The organism is Bacillus sp. UNC41MFS5 (assembly GCF_000686805.1).
The window spans coordinates 16,982-41,348 of record NZ_JMLP01000011.1 but is presented as its reverse complement, the minus strand read 5'-3'; the positions used below and the strand labels follow the sequence as shown (position 1 = coordinate 41,348).

The following is a 24,367-nucleotide window of genomic DNA, read 5'->3' as shown; positions in this document are numbered from 1 at the left end:
ATGACGAAAAAGCCTTTAGATAGAATCTCAGAAGCTTATAAAGGGGATATGGGAGAGGACTTCAGTAAAAAGACTCGAAATCGGATAAATTGGATTGTTAACCATGTTAAAGGAGATAGGATTTTAGATATAGGCTGTTCGCAGGGAGTAGTACCCATTATTTTAGGTCGTGAAGGAAAAAATGTTGATGCAATTGATATTGCACAGGAATCCATAGACTATGCAAACATGGATTTAAAGAATGAGCACCCTACGGTTCAACAAAAGGTTAGTTTTAGAGTTTCTAACTTTATGACTGAAGAAGAACTAGCAGCATCCTATGAAACGATTTTATTAACAGAGGTTTTAGAACATATATCTGATCCATATAATTTCCTAAAAAAATTATTTGATCACTTAGAACTAAATGGACGATTAGTAGTAACTGTTCCTTTTGGAATCAATGATTACTTTGACCATAAACGCACTTATTACTTTTTAGATTTGTATGACCATTTATCAAAGTATTTTTCTATTGAGACAATTGAATATCTTGGTAGCTGGGTTGGTGTGGTGTGTAAGAAAAGTAATACTAAGGAAAATAATTCACAAGAGACTGTTTTTAACAGAGAAATTATTGAAAAGTTAGAAAAGGCTTTTTACACTGTTGAACGAGAATTAGTTACTAGAATTGAGAACTTCCAACTTACTTTAAGACAAAAGAATGACTACATTAAAAATTTGCAGTCTCAGCATAGTCAATATATTGATGATTTTAAACGACAAGTGGCACAACGTGATAATCAAATTAAAATACTAAATGAGCAGATTATTGAATTGAAAAAATTTGAAAATAAAATGACTAGTGAAACGCAAGAAGAAAAGGAAACAAATCGAAAACTCTTACAACAAATTAAAGAACAGAATATTGAATTTAATTCTTTAATAAATAATGTTGATAATCAACATCGTCGTTATATTGAAAAATTTGAAGAACTGATGTTACAAAAAGAAAGAGAAATTGGCATTCTTCGACAGAAGGAATTACAATACCAAGTTCAACAGAATAATGCCATAGCAGAGTTAAAAGGAGAAAAAGATACAAATAGAAGACTTTTGCAGCAAGTCAAAGACCAAAACTTTGAAATTTGCTCATTAATTGAAAAAGTCGAAAATCAACAACGCAGCTATATTCAACAATTTGATGCACAGATGAAGCAAAAAGAAAGAGAAGTTTCGCTCTTAGAGGAAAATATAGCACAGCTTGATTCTCAATTAAAAAATAGTATTGAAGAAGTAATTCAGCGAAATGCTCAAATTAAAGAATTGAAGGAAAAAATAGAAGAAATCACGTTAACCGGATCCAATAGAATTGAGGAGTTAGAAGAAGAGTTAGAAAATAATAAATTCCTTTTGAATCAAGAGATTGAAAAACAAAAGGACACACAAGAGGAATTAAAAAGAGAATTAGAAAATAATAAACTCCTTTTAAATCAAGAGATTGAAAAACAAAAAGATACACAAGAGGAATTAGAAAATAATAGATTCATATTGAATCAAGAAATAGAAAAACACGCAGTTACCCAACAGGAATTAAAAAGAGAATTACAACAAAAAAGAAAACTCTTAAATCAAGAAAAAGAGAACCATAAGATAATCCAAAATGAGTTAAGAGGTCAAATCCAAGAAAAAGATATGCAGCGAATTAGTGAGATTGCTCAGTTAAACGTGGTTATAAAACAATTAGAAGAGAAGGGTCAGTCCAACTCCAATAATGATAGTGTACACATGTTAGAGGAAATGAAGAAAAAAGATGACTTAATCTCAGAGTTAAACAAACAAGTAGTAATGCTGAAATCTGAACTCCTCAATAGCTTAAATAACGAAGAGAAGGTACTTCAACATAGTTTAAAAGAGAAAGAGCAAATCGACCAAAATCACAACTTAATTACAACATTTGAGAAAAAATTAAATATTTTAGAAAAAAAATATTTAGCTTTAAAAAACTCAAAACTCGGTTCCTTTACTTTAAAGTATTGGCAGTTTAGACGTAATTCATCTAAGAAGCTTTCAAGGGGGTAATGTTTTGAACAAACAAGAAATACTAACAAGATTGGAAGAAATACAGCAGCTTAAGAAAAAAGTAAAATTAATGATTACTCCCACAATAGCTCCAAAGACTAACGGTATGTTACTAAATCGCAAAAAATTTAAAAATGGGATTAGTGTTATTATTCCAACTTATAAAGGTGAGAAAGTAATTATGAAGGTCTTGAATTCCCTTTGTAATCAAACCTTAAAGAAGGAACTTTTCGATGTTATCATAATCATTAATGGAGAGAAGGATTCTACTGAATCTCGGGTTAATGATTTTATTAAGAAAAATCAAATGCAAAATATAATATTACTATATTCTTCAAAAGCTAGTGCTTCTTCATCTAGGAACTTAGGAATCCAACATGCAGAACGAGAGTACACTGTGTTTTTAGATGATGATGATTATGTATCTAATAATTTCTTAGAAGAGATGTTTAATCTTGCGCAAATTGATACAACAGTTGTTACACAAATAGTAAATATTGACGAACAGGGAAATGCTGATCATTCTAACGCCATTAATAAACAAATTATCAATGCCGAGAAAAATCCAGAAAACACCCTTGCTACTTTAAATATGGTGGCTACTATCAATGCATGTAAGCTTGTACCAACAAGATGCTTAAAAGAGATACAATATGATGTAAACCTGCGTAGTGGGGAAGATGTGGTATTTTTCACGGAGCTATTTGTGAAACATGAATTAAAATTTAAAGTGATTCCTATTAACAAACAAGCTATATACTTTAGAGTTTTGCGAAATAATTCGGTGTCGCGTCAAGAAATGACTTTTGATTTCTTTGTATCTCAAAGATTAGCGGTTATTAAATGTTTGGATCAATTATTAGGCCAAACATCGGATGTTAACAAAAAGACATTTATTAAACAAAAAATTAATGCTCAGTCATCCTTTATCAACAGATATCTTAAAGAAAATTACAATGATAGAGAAAAGGCTGTTACGGAAATCAAAAAGCAAAATTTATCTTATATGCCTTACCCAATTGTCAATCGTGGATTGGCCAATAAATTAATCATTGCTTATTGTTTCCCACCTTATGTAGATACGAGCGGAAATGTAATGGCAAAGAGAATCCGCAATATGAATCAAGTGGTGGACGTAGTTTACAATAAAATGGATAAAGTGCGAGAAAAGGATCATAAATTAAATTATTTAATTGATGATTTGATTGAAGAACGGGTAGAAATTCCATCTTATCCAAGCTTCGCAAACTGGAAAGCCATTAACGATTTTTGTACGCTAGGAATGGAGAAAATTAATAAAGACAAAAAATATAAAGAGGTTTATAGCCGAGCAATGTGGCCTGGATCGCATTTTCTTGCTTATCAATATAAGATGGAGAATCCAAAGGTAAAATGGGTTGCCGAATTTTCTGATCCAATCTTACTTGATATACATGGTAAAAAAAGAGAATCCAAGATAGAGGATGCTAGTTTTATTAAAAAGGCTAATAGAATAATAGGAAGAAAACACAAATTGCAGCCTGTGAATGATACTAACTTATTCTTTTGGTGTGAGTATTTACCCTATCTTTTTGCAGATGAGTTAATATTTACAAATGAACATCAGCTAAAATATATGCTTGATAGTTTCCCTATTAAAAGCTTAAGGAAGATTATTAATAGGAAAGCCAAAATTTCGCCTCAGCCAACATTGCCAAAAGAGTTCTATTATTTAAAGGAAAGTAATTATTCTTTAAATCAAGATAAAGCAAATATCGCTTATTTTGGTACTTTTTATCAAACAAGAAATCTTGATGATTTGTTTGCTGGATTAGAGAATGTCAATGATGAGCTAAGAAAACACATTAACCTTCATATTTTTACAGCGAATCCAGCTCCACTTTTAGAAGAATTAAAAGGAAGCAAACTCGAGGAAAATGTAAAGGTAAATCCGTATGCTAGTTACTATGAGTTCCTTAATTTAACTACTTCTTTTGATTGCTTGGTAGTTAATGATGCCAAGACAAAAGATAGTAAACCGATTAATCCTTATTTACCATCAAAATTAAGTGATTACATCGGAAGTGAAACTAGCATTTGGGGAATTTATGAGGAAAATAGTATCCTTAGTCACTACGAGCTTCCATATAAATCGGAGTTAGGAAATATCGCAGAAGCTACTCTTGTCTTTGAACAAATAGTTCATAATAAAAAGAATTTAAAAGTTCTATTTTATTAAATAAATATTAGAATAGAACTTACATTCTAGGAGGAAATATAAAATGAAAATTTGTACAATTGGTTTAGGATATATTGGTTTACCAACATCTATCATGTTCGCAAAACACAACGTTGAAGTTGTGGGAGTTGACGTTAAACAATCGGTTATTGATTCACTAAATAACGGAAGAATTCATATCGAAGAACCAGGTTTACAGGAAGCATTGGAGGAAGTAATTGAAAAGGGGACTTTTAAAGCATCTATTAAGCCGGAAAAAGCGAATGCTTTTATCATTTCGGTTCCAACTCCTAATCATGATGATGAATATAAGTCTTGTGATTTAACTTATGTAGTTAGTGCAGTAAATTCTGTTTTACCATATGTTGAAAAAGGAAATGCTATTATCGTGGAATCAACGATCGGACCTCGTAGTATGGATGATGTAGTGAAGCCGTTAGTTGAAGCAGCAGGCTTTGTGGTTGGTAAGGATATCTTCCTTGTTCACTGTCCGGAAAGAGTATTACCAGGACAAATACTACATGAACTAATTTATAATAATCGTATTGTTGGTGGGATTACTCCTGAATGTACTGAAGCTGGTGCAATGGTTTACAGTACTTTTGTAAAAGGCGAAATTATTAAGACTAATGCGAAAACGGCAGAAATGTCTAAGCTAATGGAAAATACATTTAGAGATGTTAATATCGCTTTAGCCAATGAATTGGCGAAGGTTTGTAATGAACTAGAAATCAACGCATTAGATGTTATTCAAATGGCAAACAAGCACCCACGTGTTAATTTGCATACACCGGGTCCTGGAGTTGGAGGTCATTGTTTAGCTGTTGATCCATATTTTATCGTAGCTAAGGCACCGGAAACAGCTCAATTAATCAATTTATCACGCTCTATTAACACTTCTATGCCTCACTATGTAGTGGAAAATGTTAATAAATTAATGAAAAACGTAGATGGTAAAGTTGTAACAGTTTTTGGTTTAACTTATAAGGGAAATGTCGATGATATTCGTGAGAGCCCAGCAATCGAAATTTATGAAATGCTTAAAGATCAAAACGATTTTGAGGTTAGAGCGTATGATCCTCACGTAGAACTTGACTGGGTAATCTCTGATCTAGAAGAAGCTGTTAAAGGATCTGATTTAATTCTTGTTCTATCTGACCATAGTGAATTTAAAGTACTAGATGGACTAGAGTTTGCAACAATGAATAATAAGCGAATTTTTGATACGAAGAATATCGTGAAGACTGTCTCAACAGATCTTGACTACATGAACTATGGCAACTTATATAAATTTCTTAAAAAGGAAGCAAGCCTTGTATGAACCTAATTTGGCAAGTGGTGAAGGAACAACTTCTTCATTTGAACTTGATTTTTAGATTGAGCTTTTTTGAGGAAAAAAGTAAATACACTATGCATTATCTTGGGGCTCTATGGCAATTGCTGAACCCATTGACTCAAATCGGGATCTATTGGTTTGTCTTTGGTTTTGGGATAAGAGGCGGATCTTCTGTTGGAGAGACCCCATTTTTCCTTTGGCTTATTGCAGGCATAGTGCCATGGCTTTATATTAATCCAGCTTTAAGTCAGGCCTCGAATAGTATCTATTCAAATATAAGCTTAGTTTCAAAAATGAAGTTTCCTGTTAGTGTTTTGCCATCTATTAAGATTATTGGTAATTCCTTTGCTTTCTTTACCATGATAGTAATAGCACTGGGAATTATAAGCATAAAAGGATTTTTTCCAGGGCTTTATTTATTGCAATTACCGTATTACCTACTCTGTCTTTATCTATTACTATTTGGATTAACGCTATTACTCTCAACACTGACAACGATAATTCGTGATATACAGCAAATGGTCCAGTCAGGTATGAGGATTATGATGTATATTCTGCCTATAGTATGGAATGTGCATAGTTTACCTGCTCCCATTTTGAAAACAATGCAGCTTAATCCCTTCTTTTATATTATCGAGGGGTTTAGATATTCACTATTGGGTGGAAAATGGTTTTTTCAAGATCCTGCATATAGCTTTTACTTTTGGTTCGTTACTTTACTCATTTTATTTATGGGTTCGATTGTTCATATGAAATTCCGTCATAAGTTTGTTGACTATATATAATTGGAGGCTTTAAATAATGAGGCCGAAAATCGCTTTTTCAAATGTATCAAAAAGTTTTAATTTATATAAAAAACAATCAGATAAAATAAAGGAGATTATATCCTTTAAGAATAATAAGGGTAATTTTTATGCGCTAAAAAATTTATCGTTTGAAATTTACGAAGGGGAGGCAATAGGAATTGTCGGATTGAATGGATCAGGTAAGTCGACCATATCTAATTTATTGGCCCAAATTATTCCTCCTACTTCTGGAAATATTAAAATTAACGGGGAAACTTCATTAATTGCTATTTCTGCTGGATTAAATAACCAATTAACTGGTTTAGAAAATATAGAACTAAAGTGTTTAATGCACGGTCTAAAAAAGGAAGAAATTAGGAAGTTTAAAGACGAAATTATTGATTTTGCTGATATAGGTAATTTTATTAACCAGCCAGTGAAAAATTATTCAAGTGGAATGAAATCACGCTTAGGATTTGCGATCTCCATTCATACAAATCCGGATATTTTAATAGTTGATGAAGCCCTTTCCGTTGGTGATCAAACATTTTATAAAAAGTGCCTAAACAAAATGAATGAGTTTAAAAGTGAAGGCAAAACGATTATTTTCATCAGTCATTCCATCTCACAAATTAGAGAATTTTGTGATCGGGTTATGTGGATTCACTTTGGAAGATTGGAAAAGTTAGATGAAGCAGACGTCGTGGTTAAAGAGTACAATGAGTTTATTAAGTGGTTCAATGCGTTAACAGAAGTTGAAAAAAAAGAGTATAAGACTAAAATGTTAGATCGGCAATATAACGAAGATAATTTTGAAACTATTCAATCAAAACGGTCAGAACAAAAGAGTAATAAAAAGGTAAAGAAACATACTAATTACCGTTATACAATACACTTCTTCCTGATTTTCTTTGCAATCCTAATTAGTGCTACTATAATGTTCGGATTTAATCCTGTCAAAGGTATTGGGAATTATATCAACACTAATACCAAAGAAAAATCTCCAGCAGATGAACAGCTTAATGTAAAATCTCAGGAGAAAGAAGCTATGAAACAGGAGCTTAATTCGAAGGAATTGAATAAAAATGGATTTGTAGTGGCAGGACAATCCAAAGTCTATAGTGACAATAAATTAAAGGCACCAAGTGGAGAAATCGTTTTTCTCGAAAAGGTTAATGTATTAAAGCAACAAGGTAACGCTTTTAAAATTAAAACCAGTGATAACATCACTGGTTATACCAGTGTGGATAATATAAAATTAGAGGAAAAAGACTTACCAGTCCTTCAAGGGGAGATAGAGGATTTTCTCCCTTTATTCCCACAAAGGTTCGTAAATGCTAATGAGTATTTTCTAACCTTTCTAAATTCAAAGTATGAAGAAGTGAAAACTGCGCTGCGTGGATTATCAGAAGAAAAAACATTAAATAATGGGGAGAAAACCCTAATATATGGATTCTACAATACGCAATACAATATAAATCGTGAGAATATTTCAGAGTCCATTACCCTAAGCAATATCGATATAGATAATGCTCTTTGGGATGAATTAAAGAAACAAGCTACACTTGTTTCAAACGATTCAAATTATTACTATTTTAATACAGGTAAGTATGATATCGTATTCGATTTAATTAATCAGGAAGCGACTATTAAACCTAAAATGTAATCTAAATAAAATAACATACAAAAATTTGGTGGCCATTACATAAAATTTTAGGCAAGTCATTCAGTTTAATATTATTAATAAATGAAGCGGATTAGAAAGAATCTAATCCGCTTCATTTATTTTGTAGAATGTAGTTACATGTACGATTAATGAATTCTTACTTTACTTGAATATTATCAGAAATCAGTTTATAAATGGAATTGTTTAACTTTACAAAAACGATTACAGAATAAGTTCCCGTTATTCCTGTGGTTATGATTGAGGAGTGAGCCTTCCCTTTAATATAAAACTGCTTATCAATACACTCCTTATCTCTATACCAGTAGTAAGCAAATTCTATGATATCAGCTTTATCACAATGAACTTGACAAACTAAATTGCTGTCTGCATCCAGGATTACTTCTATAGATCTAACGTACATAAAAGGATCTCTTTGTAATACTAAAAAGTTAGCTTTTTGTGTCATATAATTTTGAAATAGGGCCAAAGCGTCATGTCCATATCCTTCAATAACCTCATATTTATACTCCACTTTCATCTGTTTTAGTTTGCTGATAAATGGGATCAAATGATTTTGTAGGTGAGTATCCTTACTGCCCACCAATAAATGAATATCTGGATAGGTTCGTTTGCCCTCAAGTAAACGAAACAACGTTTGATTTAAGTATGAGATATCCGCCTTCTCACTATAGTTGGTAATATCTTCGATCATATCAAGAGTGAAACTTTGTAGGAAATTCCCTAAAAATGTTTGGGGAGCGGCAGCAACGACTTTACCAAATGAATACTTAATCCCATAATATAGTGCTGCATAACCACCTTTTGATGAACCCATTGATAGAATGTTTTTTAATGGAATGTTATTAGTACTAGCATAGTTAAGTATCAGGCTAATAACCGAAGTTTCTACAAGCGAGTCACCATTATTTCCAAGATAGTAGCTACCTCGATCCCCATAATCGTCAATGATAAAGAGTTTATGACATTGAATATCGGATAGAGATTTAGAATAGTTATAACGATATTCAAAAACTTTCCCCATTCCTGCAAAAACAACGATTAATTGATTGTTAAGGGAGTGATCCTTTGCCGGCACATAGTGATATCGAATATCACGATGGGAATTCCAAGTTTTTTCAAAGGACCCTGGATAGGTTAGTGTCTTTAAGCGGAACTTATCTTCTTCCGTTTCTCTTTTAACTATAAAGTTTACTTTATTTCCAATTAAATTAATTAAGACATTGGTCGCACTTTCTCCTAAAAGATGTATGCTTTCAAGATCTTTTGAATGAACTTGAAATTCTGCTATTTTTTTTTCATTCAGAAAGTATTCAATCACATCTTTCCTACAGAAAAATCGGCAGTTCTCCTCTGCTTGTAAAAATATTTGTACATAGGAGCGAAATGCTGTTTCTAATTCAAAATCTCCACCAATTTCATTATCTAGTAATTTAAAAACATTATCACGTTCAATATATGAAAAAGAAACACTTTTAAGTTCTTCTTCGTTTATTTTAATTTTTTGTATCAACTTTGAAAATACAGTCATTAGTGCATCTCCTGTCTTACATAATGGTTGATGAAATAAATATTGTCTATTTGATACTTCATTTTAACTAAAGGGCTTATCATGGGCAAGATAGGAAAATGATTTACAAATATTCTTCCATTAATATTTAAATGTTGGCTTACCTAGTTAATTGTGAGTGTAATCTTTAATTAGATTAAAACGCTTACCTGACATTTGCTTATTATTGGACATATATATGTTAGAGTTTGAAGCAACTAGGTAAATTGCAGGATTCAATTGGTCGCCTCCCCAAAAACGATTATTAGTAATAATAAGATTAGTACCATTTGATCCCGAGATTGGAATCACAGTGGCGGAAATAGAATTAGATACAATCTGACTATCCGTGATATTGTTCCAATAAATACCGTTTGTGGTTGCTCTGGTTCCGTTAGAAAGAGATAATCCTCCGCGAATGACATTACTTTTTACCACAATATGGGAGGATTTATCGTTTGAATCTCCGCTCAAACTAATTCCTTGAAAGCTTCTAGCATCCAATGTATTTCCTTCGACCACTATATTATTTGAGTGGATAATGTCAATCAGATTCGAAGCGTTTGGTAACATATTTATGGACAAGGTATTTGAATGAGTGTTGTTTAATACTTTCACATTGGACGCTTGAATTTTTATAGCTCGTCTGCTGCAGTTTTTTATAGTGTTTCCTTGGATAATTCCTTTTGCATCTAGAAATGCTCCCGTTCCACCCTTAAAAAGGAACTGTATGGCATCACCCTCTTCACCTGTGACTCCAATGATTGAGTTGTTTTTGACTATATTCATTGAAGAAGCAGCTTGAGTAGATGATATAAATACGGCGCGGGATGCGCCTATACTATCCCCGAATTTACCATTTGCGGTACTTTGTATATTAAGAATAATATTGTTTTCGATTCGCACTCCACTTGATGTTTCAGACCGGATTCCATATGCGACGTGATTTATTCCATATATATTTTCTATTTTGCTATTTGTGACTTCGCTTCCTGCTCCCTGAATCAAGACGCCTCCTGCTGCCTTGTAATTTCCATTTAATTTGACGGATATTCGATTTTTATTACCCGTTACAGTCAACATAATGATTTCTGTGTTATCTGCCACAATCACAGCTGCATCTGTCTTAATGGTTCGTCCATCCACTGATGAAGTAAGTCCTTCTGTAATCTTAAAAGTTCCATTCTTCAAGACCTTATTCTTCCCAGGAGCATCTAGCCATTTCTGGAGAGCGGCAGTATCATCCGCTATACCATCTCCAACTGCCCCAAAATCCTTAGGATCTATTTTTTCAATTTTTTTCTTCGATTGTGAACCTATGTCGCCATTATGGATCCCTGTTTTTTGAATATATCCAATAGAAGCAGTAATAAAAATTATTATTAAGAAAAACATTATAGTAAGAGAAGTCTTTTTATGAAGGTTAAGTTTAAACATTGAAACTCCTTTCACTTCTGTATTACATTTATTCATTATAACAGTTTCATCCTACTTTTTACTATTGCATCGATCCTGAATGGTTCTAATAAGTAGTTTCTTCATTCTGTTTTATAAAGAGTAGTTGATTGTTCTCGTCACTATGTACTATCATTAGGTGAATATTTCTGAAGAAACATGTAACTTTAAGGCGTATAACTTGTCTTGAAATGGAGGAACCATCAATGAGCCAAAAAATTAAGGTTATGACCGTTTTCGGTACAAGACCAGAAGCCATTAAAATGGCACCACTAGTGAAAGAGCTAGAAAAAAACAATGACACCATTGAATCAATCGTGACTGTGACGGCACAGCATCGTCAAATGTTAGATCAAGTATTGGAGATATTTGATATTACTCCTGACTACGACTTAAACATCATGAAAGATAGACAGACATTAGTGGATGTGACAATCCGAGGATTAGATGGTTTAAATAAGGTACTTCAAGAAGTGAAACCAGATATAGTATTGGTTCATGGAGATACCACAACTACCTTTGTGGCAAGTTTAGCAGCGTTTTACAATTCTATTCCTATTGGTCATGTGGAAGCTGGACTTCGAACATGGAATAAATTTTCTCCATATCCTGAAGAGATGAACCGTCAATTAACTGGAGTAATGGCCGATTTACATTTTGCTCCGACAAGTCAATCAAAAAGGAACCTTGTTCAAGAAAACAAGCTGGAAGAAAGTATATTTATCACGGGTAACACCGCGATTGATGCCTTGAAAACGACAGTTAAATCAGACTATTCCCATCCTGTTTTGGATATGATGGGGAATGATCGGTTAGTACTTATGACCGCGCATAGAAGAGAGAATTTAGGAAAGCCTATGGAAAACATGTTTAGTGCCATTAGAAGGCTAGTGGAAAAACATGAGGATATCCAAGTGGTCTACCCAGTACATATGAATCCGGTTGTAAGACAAACGGCTGACAAAATTCTTGGTGACAATAATCGGATCCATTTAATTGAGCCATTGGATGTTATTGACTTCCACAATTTTGCCTCTAAAGCGTACCTAATACTGACTGACTCTGGCGGCGTTCAGGAAGAGGCTCCATCACTTGGAGTTCCTGTGTTGGTTCTTAGGGATACGACAGAACGTCCAGAAGGGGTGGAAGCGGGGACTTTGAAGTTGGCCGGAACGGAGGAAGAAGTTATTTTTAATTTAGCTGATGAGTTGTTAAACAATAAAGAAGTTCATGATTCGATGTCGAAAGCATCTAATCCATATGGTGATGGTAATGCTTCAAAGAGAATCGTCGATGCTATCTTATATTTTAAAAATATGATTGAGAATAGACCAAGGAACTTGGGAGAGGCCAAGTAATAAGATATTTTTAAATCACTTTTTCCTTAGTAATAAGTATAAGGAAAAGAATAAATGAATTGTCCTTCTGTCCAAAAGCACTATTCCAAAGGCGTAGAAAATTGAAGCCCTTTGACCGACTACTAAATCCATTAAGAAAACAGTTCGGTATATTAACCAAGATATAAAATCTATTGGAGCGTTAGAGGAAATAGAAAAAACAATTAATCACTATATAAAAAAGCGAAAGATTGAATTGGAAAAGGACTAATGGTACTCATTGATGGCGGTAATACAAAAGCTGACGGGTTATTCCTTTCAGTTTTTTGTGCCTTGGTAGTGTTCTTACTTAGGGTGAAAGTCACTAACAGACCGTAGTGTGAAGAAGTGTATAGTTAACATGCACTGCGTGACCGTGAGGTATCGAGCGGAGAGAATGAAAGGAAAACTTGGGACATGCGACTGAAATTATGTTGGCTTTGACTTTAGCTTTTCCTATAAATAGCTCTTGTCCTATCTATTTTAATGACATAAAATGCTATTATATGACGAATTTCTGATAGGATGGATATTTTTTGATAAACGAAAAGATATATAACTCTAACGTACCAATTAAGTATGTATTTAATGAAGGTAATGTTAACAAGGATCATTTAGTAATAATGTTTTCAGGGTTCAGTGAAAACACCGCTAAAGTTAAACATGTTTATAATTATATGAGAACATTAAATGATTTTGACTGTAACAAATTATTCATATTAGACAATTATGGTCCTACTGGTTCCTATTACATTGGAGAAAATATGAGCTATGAAGTAGAAAGCTCCGTATTGTCACTAATTACCTTTATCACGCGGAAATATAGGATTGCTCCTCATAATGTCATTTTAACAGGTTCTTCAAAAGGGGGGACCGCAGCTTTATATTTTGGACTAAAGTATAACTTTGGTCATGTTATAGCAGGAGCTTTCCAAACGAGGATAACTACCTATATAAAAGAACATCGTCCAGAAGCGTATGCTTTTATGGTGGGTGGAGACGCACAAAAAGAAGAACAATTGAATGAAATTGTTTATAAGCAACTAGAGAAAGAAGTACTAACAAATCTATTTCTGATGTCGAGCGAGAATGATTGGCAATACGCAGAACACATTGAACCATTTTTGAATAAGTTGGATGAATTAGAAATTCCTTATAAATATTATGAATGCAAAAATATGAAAGACCACTCAGATGTAGGCAATCATTTCCCTGAGTTTCTTATGAAATATTTACTCTTAATAATTTACTATGTACAGCTTAAAAAAATTGATTGCAAGCTAATAGACAATAAAAAGTTTACAGGGAAAGTTGAAATCTCCGTTCCGTTAAAAGATGTTCAAGTTGGTTTTGTTGTGCAAGAACAAAACCAAATGGTTTATGAATGCGAAAATGAGTTTGAGTACACACCTACTTTACCTGGTTTCTACTCGGTGTTTCTTCAAGTTAAGAAAGATGGACAAAGGTTTTACCAAAAAGAGTTATTGAATGAGTTTGTGGGAGCTGAACGGTATAATTTTTATGGAGCTAATTTCAGGGGTGAGGAATCATTATTAAAATTAGATATTGAAACGGATTCTAGTGAGTTATTATATGCATACTACATTCATAAAAATGGTTCACTCATTGACAAAATCATGTATCAGCCAAACAATTGCATGGAATTTTCACTTGATAATGAAGGCAATGGCATTTATCAAGTTCAGTTTTATATTAAAGATAAGTTTGGAAAAGTTGCCGTCAGTAAAACAAAACCATTAAAAGTAAATTGAATCATGAACGTGAGGGCTTTTGTAGCCCTCTTTATTTTGGCCACTTGTCCTTTTTTAAGGAAAGATGGGGTTATATGAATTGAAAAAAATAAAAAACAAGGGTGTTATTTGTTAAACACCCTTGGGTTGATGATTTTTTACATTGAAATTTTTTCTGTGTCTTTCGTAACTATTTTACCATTAGCATCTTTTAGAAATACACGTACCTTATAAGAACCCGGTGTTGTTATATTATAAGTAAAGAAGGCATCCTGCTTATATAATTGTTTTTCTATAACCTTCTTATCCTTATAGACGTAATACGCATAAGTTAAGTTATTTCCACTTGCCGCAGTTGCTACAACATAGAAATTTTGTGCATCTCCTTTCTTGATCATAACCTTTGCAATTTTTACTTCACTTTCTTTCGATTCTTGCTTTTTATCCGAATTAGTAGCATCTTTGCTACAGCCTGTAATTAGTAGTAATGCGACTAAAAACAGTATAGACAATTTGATTTTCATTTCTTGTTCCTCCTTTTAATAAAAAACTCAAATTATATTATACTCAACAAAAGCTAAAATATAAAAGTTAAAAAGGACATATTTTGACTAAAATCATAAACCAGATGGTAAACATAAGAAAGAAATACCAAAGACGACACAAAATAAAAGAAAAACTTAATTATGCCATGATAAAAAAATAAGTTATGGTAGTGGAATATGTAGCAGAAGATATAAACTTGTCGCTCCAATACATTATAGGAGGCGTCTTTTCCTTTCTCCGGATTTATACGTGGACAATATACTCGTCTACTCCCGAACAGGCTTTATGGGTGTTAAAAACAAAAGGGGCCTCAGGTAAAATAAAAAAGGAGGAGAAATGTAGTATTTTGTCGGTTATTTTTTGTTGTGAAATACTAGTTTACAACTTATTATAGTTTAATATAGGACAAAGGGAGTGGTTTTTTGGAGATTGCTGTAAAAAATGAATTAATGGGATAAAAGGGTGTTTTTTTTTGGGATTAATCATTAAAAGTTACTTTGATTATAGTAAATAAGGAGGGTTTTTTTGAAAAAGAGAATTTTTAGCATAGCTGTAACTTGTATTCTTACGCTTTCACTGGTGATTCCATCAAATGCTTCATATTCTCAAACATTGCCATTAGAAGCGGCACCGAAAATTGAGGGTAGTAAGATTGAATCTATTAATTATAGCGAGACTTTGGGGAACTCAAATTTCATCTCCGGTATTCTAGCAAAAGATGCATCCGCTACACCCGAAAGGCTTGTCTTATCCTTTTTTAACAAAGCAAAAGATACATATGGGTTAAAGAGTGATGCGAAAACGTTATTTGTGAATAAGGGCAATATTAAAGACCCAATCGGTCATCACGTCATTCGCCTTCAGCAAGTTTATAAAGGGATTCCTGTGTTTGGGTATCAGCAAATCGCACACGTTAATAAAAAAGGTGAGCTTCTCACTGTTTCAGGTGACGTACTTCCTGAGAATAACTTTCAACAAATAGCAACAAAATTAAAGAAAGTTAGTCCTAATCAGGCTATCAGTCTTGCGCAAAAAGAACTAAAGTTTACACCAAAATATACAGAAGCCCCTAAGGCAGATGTAGAATATTATTATCATAACAATAAACTTAATTTAGTATATGTTGTTAATTTGCAATTTTTAGACCCCAAACCAGGGAATTGGTTGTTTTTCGTGGATGTTGAATCCGGAAAAATCATTCATCAGTTCAATTCGCTTGATGAATTAGGCACAACGGTTAAGGGGAAAGGTGTTTTAGGAGATTATAAGTTCCTTCAAGCTTCAAAGACCAATAATATGTATTATTTACAGGATTTTACCCACGGTTTAGGAATTAACACTTATAATGCAAAAGCATCTCAAAGTCTGCCAGGAACCCTTTGGAGAGACGCAGACGGCGTTTTAAATGATACCTACGATGCTCCGGCAGTAGATGCTCATTATTATGCGGGCACTACATTTGATTTTTATAAAAAGACGTTTAACCGGGACAGCTACGATGATGCAAATGGACCGATCAAATCAACCGTTCATTATAGTACGAACTACAATAATGCCTTCTGGGATGGTAAGCAAATGGTATACGGAGATGGTGATGGAACAACTTTCCGCTCACTTTCAGGCGGGATTGATGTTGTAGCCCATGAACTAACCCACGCCGTGACTCAGTATTCTGCGGGATTGGTTTATGAAAATGAATCTGGTGCACTAAATGAAGCCATGTCAGATGTTTTTGGTACATTAGTAGAATTTTATAATAATAAATATCCAGATTGGAATATCGGTGAAGATGTTTACACGCCTGCTACTGCTGGGGATGCACTTCGTTCCATGTCAAATCCAACCCTTTATGGCGACCCTGATCACTATTCTAAACGTTATATTGGTGATGAAGACAATGGTGGTGTCCACACAAACAGCGGTATCATTAATAAAGCTGCTTACCTAATCAGCCAAGGTGGTACACAAAATGGTGTAGAGGTCACTGGAATAAGCCGTGATAAACTAGGGAAAATTTTCTACCGTGCCCTAACCCTTTACTTAACACCTTTATCGAACTTCCAACATATGAGATATGCAAGTATCCAAGCGGCGACTGATCTTTACGGCGCAACCAGTCAGGAAGTAAAATCGGTTCAGGCTGCGTTTTCTGCGGTAGGAATCAATGGAGTGCCTTCAACTGTCATCACTTTAAATGTGGGGGCGGCCTACAATGGAACATTTAATCAAGCGGGAGAAATCAAATGGTTTAAAATTGATCCTGCTAAAGCTTTAACAGAATCTTCCCACATTACGTTTGCAACAGGTGATTTTCCTTCCTTAATCACGGTTTATCAGGATTTAACTAGTGCGAACAAAGGAAATGCTTATTTAGAAAATGCGGATAGTACTGTTGATTTCCCACTTTCTTGGACTGGTCCATATTATGTAAAAGTAGAAGCATTGCAAGCAGGTACTTTCTCTCTTACGAATACACCTATATACAAGGAACCATTTGTAGATACAGGCTGTGCAATAGAAGGAGTTGCGCAAGATTCTACTACTGTGTTTGAAAACCTCAATAGCATGAGAAAGATTCGTGATCAACTTTTAAACAAATCAGTTAACGGGGAAAAAATTACTTCTTTATACTATGAATTATCAAAGTCGATCGTAGTGGATATGATCAAAGACAAAAAGCTTCGCTCTAGTCTAAGCAGCGATTTATCGCAACTATCTACAGCTATTAAAGAAACAGAAAAGCTTTCAATGAGTGGAAATTCCTCGTATAAAGTGACAACTAAAGACGTGAATGCTTTAGCACATTTATATGGAACGGTTAGAAATGATGTTCCAAAACAATTGAAAGATCAATTAGACGCAACTTGGAAACAATTTAATGTCAATCAGATGGCTGGTAAAAACTTAGCAACTGTTTTAACTCAAGCAAATCTTTTGAAGGCAGGCAAAGCTTCAAATGAGATTCTCATTAAAGTGAAGAAAAACGTTAATACCGCCGATGTTTCAAAACTGGTTAGCCGTACATTGTCCTCAAAAGGATTAAACGTTGACGTTAAGGTAAATACTTTATCAAATGCACAAGTATCTCTTGATAAAACGTTTAAAGTACAGGTTAATCAAAAAGTTAATGAAGTATTAAAAGAGCTTAAGAAATCAGACCTAATTGAATATGCAGAACCAAATGGATCCGTGAAGGCCTTTACTGCAGATGTTCACTATCAGTATCAATGGTCTCTTGACAATACTGGGCAAAATGACGGTCTAGCTGGAGCCGATATTAATTATGTGGATATGGTAAAACAGCTCTCAGGAAAGTCTCTGCCATCCATGACGGTTGCTGTTGTTGACAGTGGTGTCAATTATAGCTACGCCGATTTCTACGGAAAAGTTCTTACTAGTATGGACTATGATTTTGTGAACAATGATAGCGATGCCCTGGATGACAAATCCCATGGTTCACACGTAGCAGGAATTATTGCTGCAAGAGCTAATAATAAGAATTCGATTGCTGGAATTAACCAGAATACAAACATTTTGCCTGTAAAGGTTCTTGATTCTAAAGGGTCTGGAACATGGGAAAATCTAGCTTTAGGTATTCGATATGCAGTTGATAAAGGAGTGAAAGTAATCAATCTAAGCTTAGGCGGAGACGAATCTAGTAATGTGGTTGAAGATGCATTGAAGTATGCAGCCAAAAAAGGTGTAACCGTAGTTGCTGCAGCTGGTAATGATGGTGACAGTACATTGAGTTATCCAGGTCGTTCAGAATATGTCATCTCAGTTGGATCGACTGATAATATAGATCAGCTTTCCGACTTCTCCAACTATGGTGAAGGCTTAGATGTAGTGGCACCTGGAGATAGAGTGGCTAGCTTCATTGCTAATGGGGAAGTAGAATATATGTCAGGTACATCCATGGCAACTCCTCATGTTGCAGCTGTAGCAGGATTACTATACTCGCTTAAACCAAATATAACTCCTGCACAAGTATCACAAGCTTTACAAGAAACAAGTGAAGATCTTGGGGATATGGGCTATGATGACTATTATGGATGGGGACGTTTAGACGCTAGTGCGGCTATAAAATATATTATCGCAGCTGATAAAGTGGCTCCTAGTAAACCAACTGTTAATGCGGTTGGTGACACTGACAAGGTTGTAACAGGGAAAACCGAACCATATGCTACCGTTTATGTAAAAGTGGGCACAACTACTTTAGGCTATGCTATGGCTTCTTCTACCGGAACTTTTTCAGTAAATATTACACCACAAAAGGTTAAATCAACATTATCAGTAAATGCAAAAGATACTGTTGGAAACATAGGTGCAGCCACTCCTGTAATAGTATACGATAAATAAAATAAGCCCTTGTACTAAACTAATGGTAAAATAAAACAATGGGAAACATGGAAAGGAGTGACGTGTTCACTCCTTTTCCATATTTTATAAGTGAAGGAGGGGCTTTGCTTGAATAGCAAGCAGCTTTTCTGTATATTTCTTTTCATTTTTGTTTTTTCTCTTTTAACCGCATGCGTATTACAAAAAAGTGATACCAATCAAACAAACGATAGTAGTAATTCAAATCCAAGTGGCAATAACAACAAAACAAATGATAGTGAGAATAATAATGGGAATTCTCCTTCCACCGGGATTGCTAATTTTGGGATTGAAGGTTCACTTGAATTAAAAGAGGATCTGTCAGGATTGATATTTGTTTTTACTCTGAAAAACCAAAGTGAGCAGGAAAAAGAACTTGTATTCCCTACGTCACTTAAATATGATTACATTATTCGTGATGAAAATCATGCTATAGTTAAACAACGTTCAAAAGAAATGGTAGGGGCGGATCAAATTATAGTGACCAAGTTAAAACAAGGGGAAGAGCTTGTCTATAAAGAGAATTTTAATAAAGTTACAAAAGACCTGAAAAAAGGAAATTATACGATTGAGTTTATTTCTACTGCCAAGAAACAGGACATAATAGCTAGCCTTTCATTTAAGATTGAATGATGGTGTAGTCTGTCTTATCGAAGATTGCGCAGAAGCCGAAAAGTCCCAAGTGAATCATCTTCACTTGGGACTTTTTTGGTAGTTGTGATTTGGTTATTGAAACTCCACCAAAAGCATATGCGTGATTAACCTTATCTTCTTTCCCTTTTCCAACAATTTCAGTGCGGGTGTCTCGTGGGATGCTGAGCATTTTCAATGAATTATTGGTTGGGTTTACTGTCAATACAATTAATGAGTCAGAGCTTCCTCTGTCACCTTTTCGTTCATCTACACCTAGCAATACCACTGAAAATGGATCCTTTTCTTTGAAAGCCTCTGGTTCTTCACGCTTTTCAGATTTGCGGTCGATTGGCTGATTCATCGTTTCCACGGAGTTCTTAAAAGAGTTATAAACGGTGAAAACATATGCTCCACAAGAAAACAGCAATACTAATAGTATAATTCCTGTGACTTTTAACTACTTGTTTTTCTTTTTCTTAGTGTTCAATCGACATATCCCCCAGGTATTTTAAACTTTTATATCTAGTAATTACTAATTTTTCTTATTTTTTTAACTAATATTCTATTTCATTTAGAGGGCTTTTTGATTTTAGAAAGGAATTATTAATAAACGACATATTTATGGGATAAACGAGAATTTTTGACAAATAAAATATATAACCTGTTTGTAGAAAGTGTAAAAGCTGTATATTTGTCCAATATGTAAAGAAAAGCAAGTTTATGCTTCATGATTCAAATGGAAGAATATTCGGGCAGGATATAAAAGCAGATAGTTATATAAATATAAATAATGAAACAGCCTTTTTTTGAAAAATATTAACCCTAGTATTTCAAAAGAAGCAAAGATTGTTTTTGAACTACCACCTGATGCCACAAGATTGAAATTAGAGGTAACATCAGGGTTTGGCTCTAGCGGCCAGAAATTTCAATTTATTATTATTGGGAGCTTATAATTTACTGTCTACAGAATCATCGAATAAGTATCTAACGGTAGTTTCCACTTCTGAATAAATGGAAACTTAGTAAGTCACCATCCCTTTGATAAGTTGTTTTTTCTCCATTATGATATAATGGTACAAGTAAATGAAATTCTTCCTAAGGGGAAATGAATATGATTCTCGTCGTTGGCGGAGCAGGCTACATTGGTAGCCATCTAGTAAAGGAATTAGTTGAAAAAGAAGAGGTTGTCGTTCTCGATAACTTGTCGACTGGTCATCGTGAAGCAGTTGACAGTCGGGCCGTCTTTGTTGAAGGTGACCTTGGCAATGAAGAAGATTTAGAAATGATCTTCAAAAGTTATCCCATCAAGGCCGTTATGCACTTTGCTGCCTTTAGTTTGGTAGGAGAGTCTGTTGTGGATCCTTTGAAATATTACCAGAATAACGTAGCGTCAACACTTACCCTGCTAAAAGTAATGATGAAATACAATGTAAAAAACTTTATTTTCTCTTCCACGGCAGCTACCTATGGAATCCCTGATGTGGAACTCATCGATGAATCCACACCAACCAGACCGATTAATCCATATGGACATTCCAAACTGATGATCGAACAAATCTTGTCTGATTTCTCAAAATCCTATGGATTGCAATATGTGATTTTACGTTACTTTAATGCTGCCGGTGCCCATGAATCCGCTGTAATTGGCGAAAGTCACGACCCAGAAACACATTTAATCCCGATTGTCCTTCAACAACTGTTAGGACAGCGGGAAAAAGTATCTGTTTTCGGATCTGATTATGATACAGCCGATGGTACGTGTATTCGTGATTATATCCATGTCACCGATTTAGCCAGTGCCCATATCCTCGCACTCGAGGCATTATTAACAGGAAAGAAATCTACTGAGATTTATAATCTTGGCAATGGCCTTGGCTATTCTGTGAAGGAAGTCATAGAGACATGTGAAAAAGTAACCGGCATAGAAGCGAACGTAGAAATGGCGGATCGTCGTGCTGGTGACCCAGCGATGCTCGTAGCTTCCTCCCAAAAGATTCATTCCGAACTTGGCTGGAAGGCGGAACGGAATTTGGAACGAATTATTGCTGATGCTTGGAAATGGCACCGACGGCAACAATATTGATAGTGTCGTACAAACTACAAAAATGGTAACTTTGGTGTTAACCTTCCAAACGGTTCTTATAAAATAGAGGTATTGGTCAGCATTTGAAGGGAAATGGTATGTTTTACAAAAAGAATTTACTGTTTCAGGCACGTACACACTAAATATTGATGTTCATGATGGACCTGCAGTGTAATTACCAAAGGTTACAGGTCGCTAACAAAAGGAAATACCACTTTATAAAATGTGTATTCAGTTTTCACACCACGACTGGTGAAGAAAAATGGTACGATACGGTAACAGATGCAAATGGAAACTTCTGCATTGCAGAATTATCGAACGGAACATACAAGGTAGAAGGTATTTGGCTGGGTACAGAAGGAAAATGGTATGCTTACAAAAGGAATTTACTGTTACTAACAACACTCAATTAAACATTGATGTATTAGCACAATAACTTCTGTTGGTTGTACTTCTAGACTGGGTAGAAATCATTGATTTTCTACCCAGTCTTTTTTATTAGAGTTGAAACTGTTCTTAAGTTGTGTCGGATTTTGTGATATTTCATGTAACGTGCCGTATAATATTCGACATTAAAGGATATTTAAAAAGTTGGTCACCAGTAAGTGAAAAAGGTTTTAATCATTTCTCAACATTTTTATCCTGAAATAGGAACTCATGCAAATCGGATTAAGAATTTATATATATTACTGAAACGGGAAAATTTTGATGTAACAATCTTTACATCTGAACCTTCTTACCCAAATAAAAATATTTATCAAAACGGTGATTTTTGGGGATGAGGAATCCCTAAATTGTGAAAACTATAACATACAGAGGATTAGTATAAAGAATCGAAAGTACTCCAACAGCATCTTGAATCGTTTGTTTTATTATTTGGAAATAGCATTGAAATTAATCTTCCTTATTATAAATGATAAGAACAAGTATGATTATGTTTTTGCCACTTTACCCCCCATATTCACAGGATTTGTTGGTCTGTTTTGCTAAATATAAATATAAAACCGAATTCATTGTAGATATAAGGGATTTGTGGCATGAGTCTTCTAGTGAAAAAGGTCTGTTTTTTAAACAGACCTTTTTTTACTATAAATGATTGTCTTTGACAAAAAAAATTACCCTGCTACTAACAAATTTCATCAAAATATGGACAGATGGTGTGAAATAATTAAGATGTAAATTTGGAAGGGGTTGAATAATTTGGTTTATTTAAAAGATCCTGTATGCATAAAAGAAGCACTTTCTATTGCTTTAGAGTTACTGCCGGATAATAAATATTGCCAATTAAAAGAGTCTGTTGCATTAATCCCTAGCATCGTTGGCTGTACTAATTGGGAGATTCCCGAGGAATTGAAAGAGGATCTAATCCGTTGTATTAAGGAGTTTAAACCGTCTAAAACCTATTTATGGCTAAGGGAAGACTTTAAAAATGAATTATACGATATGGAAATACAACTGAATCGAAAGATTTCATAATAGTATAGATGGAAGTGTAGTGCAGCCATCTAGTAAAAAAAGCATTCACAAGTTGTTGTGAGTGCTTTTTTTCTTGTTTTGATGGCTGGCTTAACGATTATTTTTTCTTCAAACTAACTAACTCTGTGACATTTTTTTCGGTTCCCACCGTTTTAATAAGCCCAATATTTTTCGCATAGTAGTAGATAAACCCGGAATCTTCCTTCACCTCGATACAGTTTTTAAACGTACCAGCAGGGGTTTTCACCGTCTTTTTTAGGGAAGTAATCCGTGCCTGCCCTTCTCCTTCATAGCCAATATCCCATTTTAGGCCGACCTTCGCAGGATATTTGATATCAATATAATATTCGGAGTCAATATATCCGGTATAGAGTCCTTTCCTGTCTTCGCCGACAATGAATTTTTGCTTATCAGAAGGGGTGGCGTAGTACCAAATATCCCATGAATCATATTTTTTTCCTGTCGGGATTAATTGGTAGCTTCCTTCCGTTCCTTTATATGTATAGATCTTGGTTTTGTCGAGCAGGAAGCTATCCCTTTTGGAAATGAACTTCAAATACTTTGTGGAAACATACGCTTTTTTTGATTGGTATTTAATTTGTGACCAGCCTGATTTGGTTTTCGAATAAACCGTTACTGTGGTGCCTTTTTTAAGGACGCCTTTTTTCTTTGAATGCGCAGTAGGCTTTTCACGTACATTTAGAGCTTTCGTATTTACGGTTGCAGAAGATGTAGAGGCTGCGTAGGAAACCGTTTGAAAAGGTATGAGGATCGTTAGGAACAGGGTTAGTGTGATCAATACTTTTGTGAATATTTTCAGAATAATCCCTCCGTTTCTATCTTAATTGTATGGAAAGGGAATCTATTAATAAATGAATATAAATACAAAAAAATAGACAATATCCGTGCTTTTCCGTGTTCGGAATTTGTAGAATTATAGGGGATGTGCCATTTTTGTTGAAATATATTTCGTAAATAAGTTTCAAGGTTTAGACTTATTTGCTCATTTACCTGTACGTCGAACTTGGGTATGCTTT

General features: G+C 34.3%; 17 protein-coding genes and 1 pseudogene. 13 read left to right on the top strand and 5 right to left on the bottom strand.

Features of this window, described 5'->3' with window-relative positions:
* Genes BR30_RS35105 through BR30_RS0105065 form a run of 5 tightly spaced genes read left to right on the top strand, consistent with a single transcriptional unit; the run spans position 1 to position 8,066 of the window.
* On the top strand, positions 1 to 2,061 hold the full coding sequence (locus BR30_RS35105; RefSeq protein WP_026564071.1) for a methyltransferase domain-containing protein: 2,061 nt from the start codon (positions 1 to 3) through the stop codon (positions 2,059 to 2,061).
* A gap of 4 nt (positions 2,062 to 2,065) precedes the next feature.
* A complete protein-coding gene (locus BR30_RS0105080; RefSeq protein ID WP_026564070.1) occupies positions 2,066 to 4,279 on the top strand; it encodes a glycosyltransferase in 2,214 nt (737 codons plus the stop codon).
* Between the two features lie 43 nt (positions 4,280 to 4,322).
* Positions 4,323 to 5,600 (top strand): nucleotide sugar dehydrogenase, encoded by a 1,278-nt coding sequence (locus BR30_RS0105075; RefSeq protein ID WP_026564069.1) that lies wholly within the window; start codon positions 4,323 to 4,325, stop codon positions 5,598 to 5,600.
* 17 nt (positions 5,601 to 5,617) lie between these two features.
* Complete coding sequence (locus tag BR30_RS0105070; RefSeq protein WP_231507627.1) at positions 5,618 to 6,400, top strand: ABC transporter permease; 783 nt, start codon at positions 5,618 to 5,620, stop codon at positions 6,398 to 6,400.
* Between the two features lie 16 nt (positions 6,401 to 6,416).
* Complete coding sequence (locus BR30_RS0105065) at positions 6,417 to 8,066, top strand: ATP-binding cassette domain-containing protein (protein ID WP_026564067.1); 1,650 nt, start codon at positions 6,417 to 6,419, stop codon at positions 8,064 to 8,066.
* 157 nt (positions 8,067 to 8,223) lie between these two features.
* Here the strand turns inward: BR30_RS0105065 and BR30_RS0105060 are convergent, their stop codons facing one another.
* Positions 8,224 to 9,615 (bottom strand): hypothetical protein, encoded by a 1,392-nt coding sequence (locus tag BR30_RS0105060; protein ID WP_026564066.1) that lies wholly within the window; start codon positions 9,613 to 9,615, stop codon positions 8,224 to 8,226.
* A 147-nt stretch (positions 9,616 to 9,762) separates the two neighbouring features.
* Positions 9,763 to 11,106, bottom strand: coding sequence for a right-handed parallel beta-helix repeat-containing protein (locus BR30_RS0105055; protein WP_026564065.1), 1,344 nt, complete (start codon positions 11,104 to 11,106; stop codon positions 9,763 to 9,765).
* A gap of 188 nt (positions 11,107 to 11,294) precedes the next feature.
* Between BR30_RS0105055 and wecB the strand changes: the two genes are divergently transcribed.
* Both wecB and BR30_RS0105045 read left to right on the top strand, forming a co-directional pair.
* Positions 11,295 to 12,446: a non-hydrolyzing UDP-N-acetylglucosamine 2-epimerase gene (wecB, locus tag BR30_RS0105050; protein WP_026564064.1), complete on the top strand. Its 1,152-nt coding sequence runs from the start codon at positions 11,295 to 11,297 to the stop codon at positions 12,444 to 12,446.
* A gap of 554 nt (positions 12,447 to 13,000) precedes the next feature.
* On the top strand, positions 13,001 to 14,236 hold the full coding sequence (locus BR30_RS0105045; protein WP_026564063.1) for an accessory Sec system protein Asp2: 1,236 nt from the start codon (positions 13,001 to 13,003) through the stop codon (positions 14,234 to 14,236).
* 137 nt (positions 14,237 to 14,373) lie between these two features.
* Here BR30_RS0105045 and BR30_RS0105040 read toward each other — a convergent pair whose 3' ends face one another.
* A complete protein-coding gene (locus BR30_RS0105040) occupies positions 14,374 to 14,739 on the bottom strand; it encodes a triple tyrosine motif-containing protein (protein WP_026564062.1) in 366 nt (121 codons plus the stop codon).
* Positions 14,740 to 15,298: 559 nt separating this feature from the next.
* Here BR30_RS0105040 and BR30_RS38795 point away from each other — a divergent pair.
* The 3 genes and pseudogenes from BR30_RS38795 to BR30_RS0105030 all read left to right on the top strand — a co-directional run.
* Positions 15,299 to 16,924, top strand: a pseudogene (locus BR30_RS38795) (M4 family metallopeptidase); the annotation flags it as partial.
* A gap of 402 nt (positions 16,925 to 17,326) precedes the next feature.
* Positions 17,327 to 19,120: a peptidase S8 gene (locus BR30_RS38790; protein ID WP_442852958.1), complete on the top strand. Its 1,794-nt coding sequence runs from the start codon at positions 17,327 to 17,329 to the stop codon at positions 19,118 to 19,120.
* A gap of 108 nt (positions 19,121 to 19,228) precedes the next feature.
* Positions 19,229 to 19,771: a BsuPI-related putative proteinase inhibitor gene (locus BR30_RS0105030; RefSeq protein WP_026564061.1), complete on the top strand. Its 543-nt coding sequence runs from the start codon at positions 19,229 to 19,231 to the stop codon at positions 19,769 to 19,771.
* On the opposite strand, the gene BR30_RS32635 is transcribed toward BR30_RS0105030, so the two are convergent.
* Positions 19,758 to 20,132, bottom strand: a complete 375-nt coding sequence (locus BR30_RS32635; protein WP_051633460.1) for an LCP family glycopolymer transferase — start codon at positions 20,130 to 20,132, stop codon at positions 19,758 to 19,760. The two genes, BR30_RS0105030 and BR30_RS32635, sit on opposite strands and share 14 nt — an antisense overlap.
* Positions 20,133 to 20,882: 750 nt before the next feature.
* On the opposite strand from BR30_RS32635, the gene galE reads away from it, so the two are divergent.
* From galE to BR30_RS0105000, 3 genes are all read left to right on the top strand, one after another.
* The gene (gene galE / locus BR30_RS0105015) at positions 20,883 to 21,854 is read left to right on the top strand and encodes a UDP-glucose 4-epimerase GalE (protein WP_026564060.1); all 972 of its coding nucleotides are present in this window, start codon (positions 20,883 to 20,885) and stop codon (positions 21,852 to 21,854) included.
* A 149-nt stretch (positions 21,855 to 22,003) separates the two neighbouring features.
* Entirely contained in the window at positions 22,004 to 22,267 is a 264-nt protein-coding gene (locus BR30_RS37675) for a carboxypeptidase-like regulatory domain-containing protein (protein WP_231507626.1), read from the top strand.
* Positions 22,268 to 23,054: 787 nt separating this feature from the next.
* Positions 23,055 to 23,330 carry a hypothetical protein gene (locus tag BR30_RS0105000; RefSeq protein ID WP_026564058.1) on the top strand — a complete coding sequence of 92 codons (276 nt, stop codon included), beginning with the start codon at positions 23,055 to 23,057 and terminating at the stop codon, positions 23,328 to 23,330.
* Positions 23,331 to 23,427: 97 nt separating this feature from the next.
* On the opposite strand, the gene BR30_RS0104995 is transcribed toward BR30_RS0105000, so the two are convergent.
* A complete protein-coding gene (locus BR30_RS0104995; RefSeq protein WP_026564057.1) occupies positions 23,428 to 24,129 on the bottom strand; it encodes an SH3 domain-containing protein in 702 nt (233 codons plus the stop codon).
* Between the last annotated feature and the right edge of the window lie 238 nt (positions 24,130 to 24,367).

Bases quoted from the DNA above. Each gene is read 5' to 3' on its own strand.
- BR30_RS35105 (WP_026564071.1), top strand. From the start codon at position 1: ATGACGAAAAAGCCTTTAGATAGAATCTCAGAAGCTTATAAAGGGGAT.
- BR30_RS0105075 (WP_026564069.1), top strand. From the start codon at position 4,323: ATGAAAATTTGTACAATTGGTTTAGGATATATTGGTTTACCAACATCT.
- BR30_RS0105065 (WP_026564067.1), top strand. From the start codon at position 6,417: ATGAGGCCGAAAATCGCTTTTTCAAATGTATCAAAAAGTTTTAATTTA.
- BR30_RS0105060 (WP_026564066.1), bottom strand. From the start codon at position 9,615: ATGACTGTATTTTCAAAGTTGATACAAAAAATTAAAATAAACGAAGAA.
- BR30_RS0105055 (WP_026564065.1), bottom strand. From the start codon at position 11,106: ATGAATAAATGTAATACAGAAGTGAAAGGAGTTTCAATGTTTAAACTT.
- wecB (WP_026564064.1), top strand. From the start codon at position 11,295: ATGAGCCAAAAAATTAAGGTTATGACCGTTTTCGGTACAAGACCAGAA.
- BR30_RS0105040 (WP_026564062.1), bottom strand. From the start codon at position 14,739: ATGAAAATCAAATTGTCTATACTGTTTTTAGTCGCATTACTACTAATT.
- BR30_RS38790 (WP_442852958.1), top strand. From the start codon at position 17,327: ATGAGAAAGATTCGTGATCAACTTTTAAACAAATCAGTTAACGGGGAA.
- BR30_RS32635 (WP_051633460.1), bottom strand. From the start codon at position 20,132: ATGAATCAGCCAATCGACCGCAAATCTGAAAAGCGTGAAGAACCAGAG.
- galE (WP_026564060.1), top strand. From the start codon at position 20,883: ATGATTCTCGTCGTTGGCGGAGCAGGCTACATTGGTAGCCATCTAGTA.
- BR30_RS37675 (WP_231507626.1), top strand. From the start codon at position 22,004: ATGTTCATGATGGACCTGCAGTGTAATTACCAAAGGTTACAGGTCGCT.